The sequence below is a fragment of the Nostoc sp. genome, assembly GCF_036917415.1.
Classification (GTDB): domain Bacteria; phylum Cyanobacteriota; class Cyanobacteriia; order Cyanobacteriales; family Nostocaceae; genus Nostoc.
Genome location: NZ_JBALDJ010000034.1, coordinates 1 through 4,145, shown reverse-complemented (window position 1 = coordinate 4,145; position 4,145 = coordinate 1). Strand labels below are relative to the sequence as shown.

The 4,145-nt window shown below is 41.2% G+C and carries 3 protein-coding genes; 1 reads left to right on the top strand and 2 read right to left on the bottom strand.

What is annotated here, in order from left to right; translation table 11 throughout:
* Positions 1–382: 382 nt before the first annotated feature.
* Positions 383–1,345 carry a hypothetical protein gene (locus tag V7K41_RS06320; protein WP_334846518.1) on the top strand — a complete coding sequence of 321 codons (963 nt, stop codon included), beginning with the start codon at positions 383–385 and terminating at the stop codon, positions 1,343–1,345.
* Between the two features lie 254 nt (positions 1,346–1,599).
* Here the strand turns inward: V7K41_RS06320 and V7K41_RS06315 are convergent, their stop codons facing one another.
* Both V7K41_RS06315 and V7K41_RS06310 read right to left on the bottom strand, forming a co-directional pair.
* Positions 1,600–3,114 (bottom strand): MlaD family protein, encoded by a 1,515-nt coding sequence (locus V7K41_RS06315; protein WP_334846516.1) that lies wholly within the window; start codon positions 3,112–3,114, stop codon positions 1,600–1,602.
* Between the two features lie 94 nt (positions 3,115–3,208).
* Entirely contained in the window at positions 3,209–3,991 is a 783-nt protein-coding gene (locus V7K41_RS06310) for an ABC transporter ATP-binding protein (protein WP_334846514.1), read from the bottom strand.
* Positions 3,992–4,145 lie beyond the last annotated feature (154 nt).

The window sequence follows — 4,145 nt, the reverse complement described above, 5'->3', positions numbered from 1 at the left end:
ATTGCTAATTCTGCGCCTTTGCCTAATTCAGATGTTACTGTGAGTTGTCCACCATGTTTTTTCTATAATCTACCGGGAAGTGGCTAATCCTAAAACAGTACCTTTACTTACTGATTTAGTAATAAATAATAACCAAATAGTTTTTGAAATATTAAAATAAACCTTGCGATCGCTACCTCATTTCCAGAACGAGATGGGCTTAGACATTGTTTAGTAAAATGATTTGCACCGTTAAGGGTGTTATTGCCTATCTAATGGGGGAGAGAATGTATTTTATTACTAAGGATAGTTTTGAGTTGAACCAACTCGTATTTAATATAACAGGTACTGAAGAATCAACTTTGTCAGTGATTAATCTTTCCCCTGCGACCAAGGAGTAATAATGGTTTTAAGTCAATATCAACGTGCTATAGGCGTATTTACTCATCGAATAGATGCAGAGCAGGCAATACATGAGTTAAGAGATTCTGGCTTGGCGATGGAGAAAGTCTCTGTAGTTGTACAAAATTCAGAGCGTAATCATCAGACTACCGATAATGAAGTTAAAGAGGACACTGGTGATAAAGCTGATGAAGGTGCAACAGTAGGAGGGCTTTCAGGGGGCGCTGTTGGTGGGTTAACTGGTTTATTAGTGGGTCTTGGGACTTTAGCAATCCCTGGAGTTGGCCCAATAATGCTGGCTGGGGCAGCAGCAACTGCTTTGGTTACAACCCTTGTTGGAGCAAGTATTGGTGCTGCCACTGGGACTTTTGCTGGTGCATTAGTTGGTTGGGGAATGTCGTCAGAGCAAGCTAGAGCATATAACGAGCGAGTAGAGGACGGACACTATTTAATAATCGTGGATTGCACATCTTTTGAAATTGCTAAAGTAGAAGAAATACTACAGCGTTGGGGTATTGAAGAGTTTGGCATTTACGAGCATCTCAACAGTGAATATGAAACTACAAATTATCTGACCACAACGACTTCTGCTACTGCCATTCCTAATAAAAGTGGGATGATGTCCAAGCATGGTGTTAGTTGCTTTAATAGCATAGATAATGCTGAAGCGGCAATTAAGGATATGTGTGTTGCAGGTTTTTCATTAAACCAGATTTCCTTAATTTGCAAAGACTTTTCTCAATTGGTTGGGTTAATAGGCATTAATTTAAGTGAACGCTTTGACGCTATGAGGTTAGGAATAGCAGATGAGTGGGCACGCTTTTACAATGAGCAAATAGAGGAAGGTAATTACATACTTATCGTTAGTGGCACAGATAATGAGCAAGATATAGCTAGCTCTATTCTGTGTAATTATGGGGTTCAAGAGTGTCAAATTTATGACCCAATGTTAATTCGTTCTTAAAAGTGTCAACAACCATCAACTAATTATCGCCGTAGTCACACAGGTTAGGACATTTTGAAAGCATGAAAGCTAGGAATAGTAATACTTTTACCTTCTGCCTTCTGCCTCCTGCTATATCAATAAGCAATGGATTTTACAGCCTGAAAACCTTACTGTGCAAAGAATCGACACCAGTCAACAAAATTATGTGGTTTTTAAGGTTATGGCGAGTGGTGTCGATGGGCTTCAACACATTTACCTGACAGTAAAATATCTTACTTAAAATTCTCAACAGTTCGGCTTCGCTCAGGGTCAGCAGTGAGCGAAGCCGAAGGGTCAACCTGTATTGCCTCTTTCTCCGTCTCCAGTTGCCCTCGTTGCTTGCCATACTCCCGCAGCTGTTTCAACAGGTTTTCTTGGGATGAGTTTGGGATAGACGGACTGGGACTTGGTTGAAGGTCGGTGTCGATATTTCCAAAATTAGTAGGTGAGGGATTAATTACATAGACGGGTAGCGACTTGTCATTAAACATCGCCTGTTGGGTTGGTGCTGGTATAGGAACTAGATTCTTTGGTTTGCTCACAGCAGCTTTTACCGAATCTAGAGTAGTAGCAACCTGCACTTGTTGCTGCATCTGTTGTGTAGAAGATACTAAACCACTTAAACCATTTACCAATTGCCGCAGATTTTTACGGAAATTAGGATCGCCTGTCAATTCATCTAAATCAGATGTAATTTTTTGGGTATTTTCAAAGGTTACTCGTGCTGAATCTAAAGTTTGTTGCAGCAACACCGCATTCTTTGGATCGTTTAAGGTTTTAGAAGCATCGCGTAAATTAGCTGAGGCTTGGGCTGCATTTGCAGAAAGAGTTTCTAAATTGTTGAGTAATTCTCCTTTAGTCAATCGATTGACAGATGGTGATAAGCTACTGACTGTAACCCGCAGTTGGTTGCTGGTTTCGGTGATATTGTTCAAAGCGCCAACCAGCGAAGAACGATTTGTTGTCAACAGATTATCCAGGTTGTTCAGCAAACGATTTGCTTGAGTTGCAGTTGCACCGAACTTATTTACTGTTTGATTAGCGGATGCATTAAGTTGGTTTGTCGCTCGTTGCACTGAATTAGCTGTGGCAGAAAAGGTATTAAGTTGTAATCGTAAGCTTTTGGTCAAACCTTGTAAATCCTGACTTAGCTCAGTAAAACTAGATGCTGCGCCTGTGGTAGTTTCTAAAACCCTATTGACATTTCGATAAAATTTTGGATTATTGTATGCACCAGCTAGCTCAGTTGAACTGCGAATTAGTGCATCAACACTGATGCCAACCTGACCTTTTAAGCGAGAGCCATTACAGACGATGAGACTGGTATCACAACTTTTGTCTAGGGGTTTAGCAAGCACAACCCCAGCAGGTAAGGTTGTTCTTGGTGTGATGTCGATAATACTTTCGCTAATTAACCCGCTTTGATTAGCTTCCACCACTACATCGCGAGGCATAATTAGGTCAGTTTGGGGAATTTCAATCTCTACATCAATGGCATTTGCCCCTGGTCGAAGTTTGGAAATAGTTCCTACCTTAACGCCACGATAGCGAACTGCTGCTCCCTTTTGCATTCCGCCAGCGTTAGCAAATTCTACAATAATTTTGTATGAACGACCAGCAGCAGTGAATCTATTTAACCACAGAAAGAGTAATCCAAATACCCCTAGTCCTAGCAGGAGTAATAACCCCACAGAACCTTCTCTAAATGTTCGCCCAGAGGCGAAGCGGCTTGTCATAAGACCTCGCATTGTTTTGCCTCCACCAACAACTAACAACCAATTAGGAGTTAAAAGTTAGGAATTAGTAGTTAAATTTAACTTTTTACTCCTCACTTTTAAGTTTCTAGCCGGCGACTTTAATCGGGCCTTGAACACTTCCACTGATAAATTGTCTGATCAAGGGATGTTCTGTGTTGTATATTTCACTAACTGTACCTTGCCACTGCACTTTACCTTCATAGAGAAATATAAGTCTATCAGATGTACGGCGGATAGTGCTGTCCTGGTGGGTAACAACGGCGTATGTACTACAAACTCCATGTAAACATTGCAAGTGGCGGATTAAATCTTCGATTACTGTCGAGGCAATGGGATCGAGTCCGGCGGTTGGTTCGTCGTATAGTAGAACTTCTGGGCCTTCATTGGGAGTGTCGGGGTTAGACATAATCGCACGGGCAAAACTCACCCGTTTGCGCATTCCCCCGGAAAGTTCGGCTGGGTAGAGGTTGCCTATTTCTGGCAAACCTACCATCTCCAATTTTTCTTTTACCAAATCTCGGATGCGCGATCGCCGCAGCTTTGAATTTTGATAAAGTAAAAATCCCACATTCTCCTCCACTGTCAGGGAATCAAATAGCGCCGCCTGCTGAAACACCATACCAATGCCAACCTGCTGATTGCCATCTTCAATCAAACCCTCTCGCCGCACTCCTTGCACATAAATTTCTCCTTCATCGGGACTAAGTAACCCCGCTATTACTCGTAAGATAGTTGATTTCCCAGTCCCTGATGGCCCAATAATCCCCAGTGATTCTCCCCGGTAAATAGTTAAGTCTATATTATCTAGAACTTTATGGCTACCAAAGGACTTAGAAACACCTTTTAGTTCAATCAATGGTTCAGTCATTAGTTATTAGTCATTGGTCATTGGTCATTGGTCATTAGTCAGTAGAAAATAAACAAATGACTACTGAGAACTAACAAAGGACAAATATGCCAAATAATGATTTCATAGTTATTGGTAGGACATTGTATAGTGTATTATAAGTACATAATTAGCA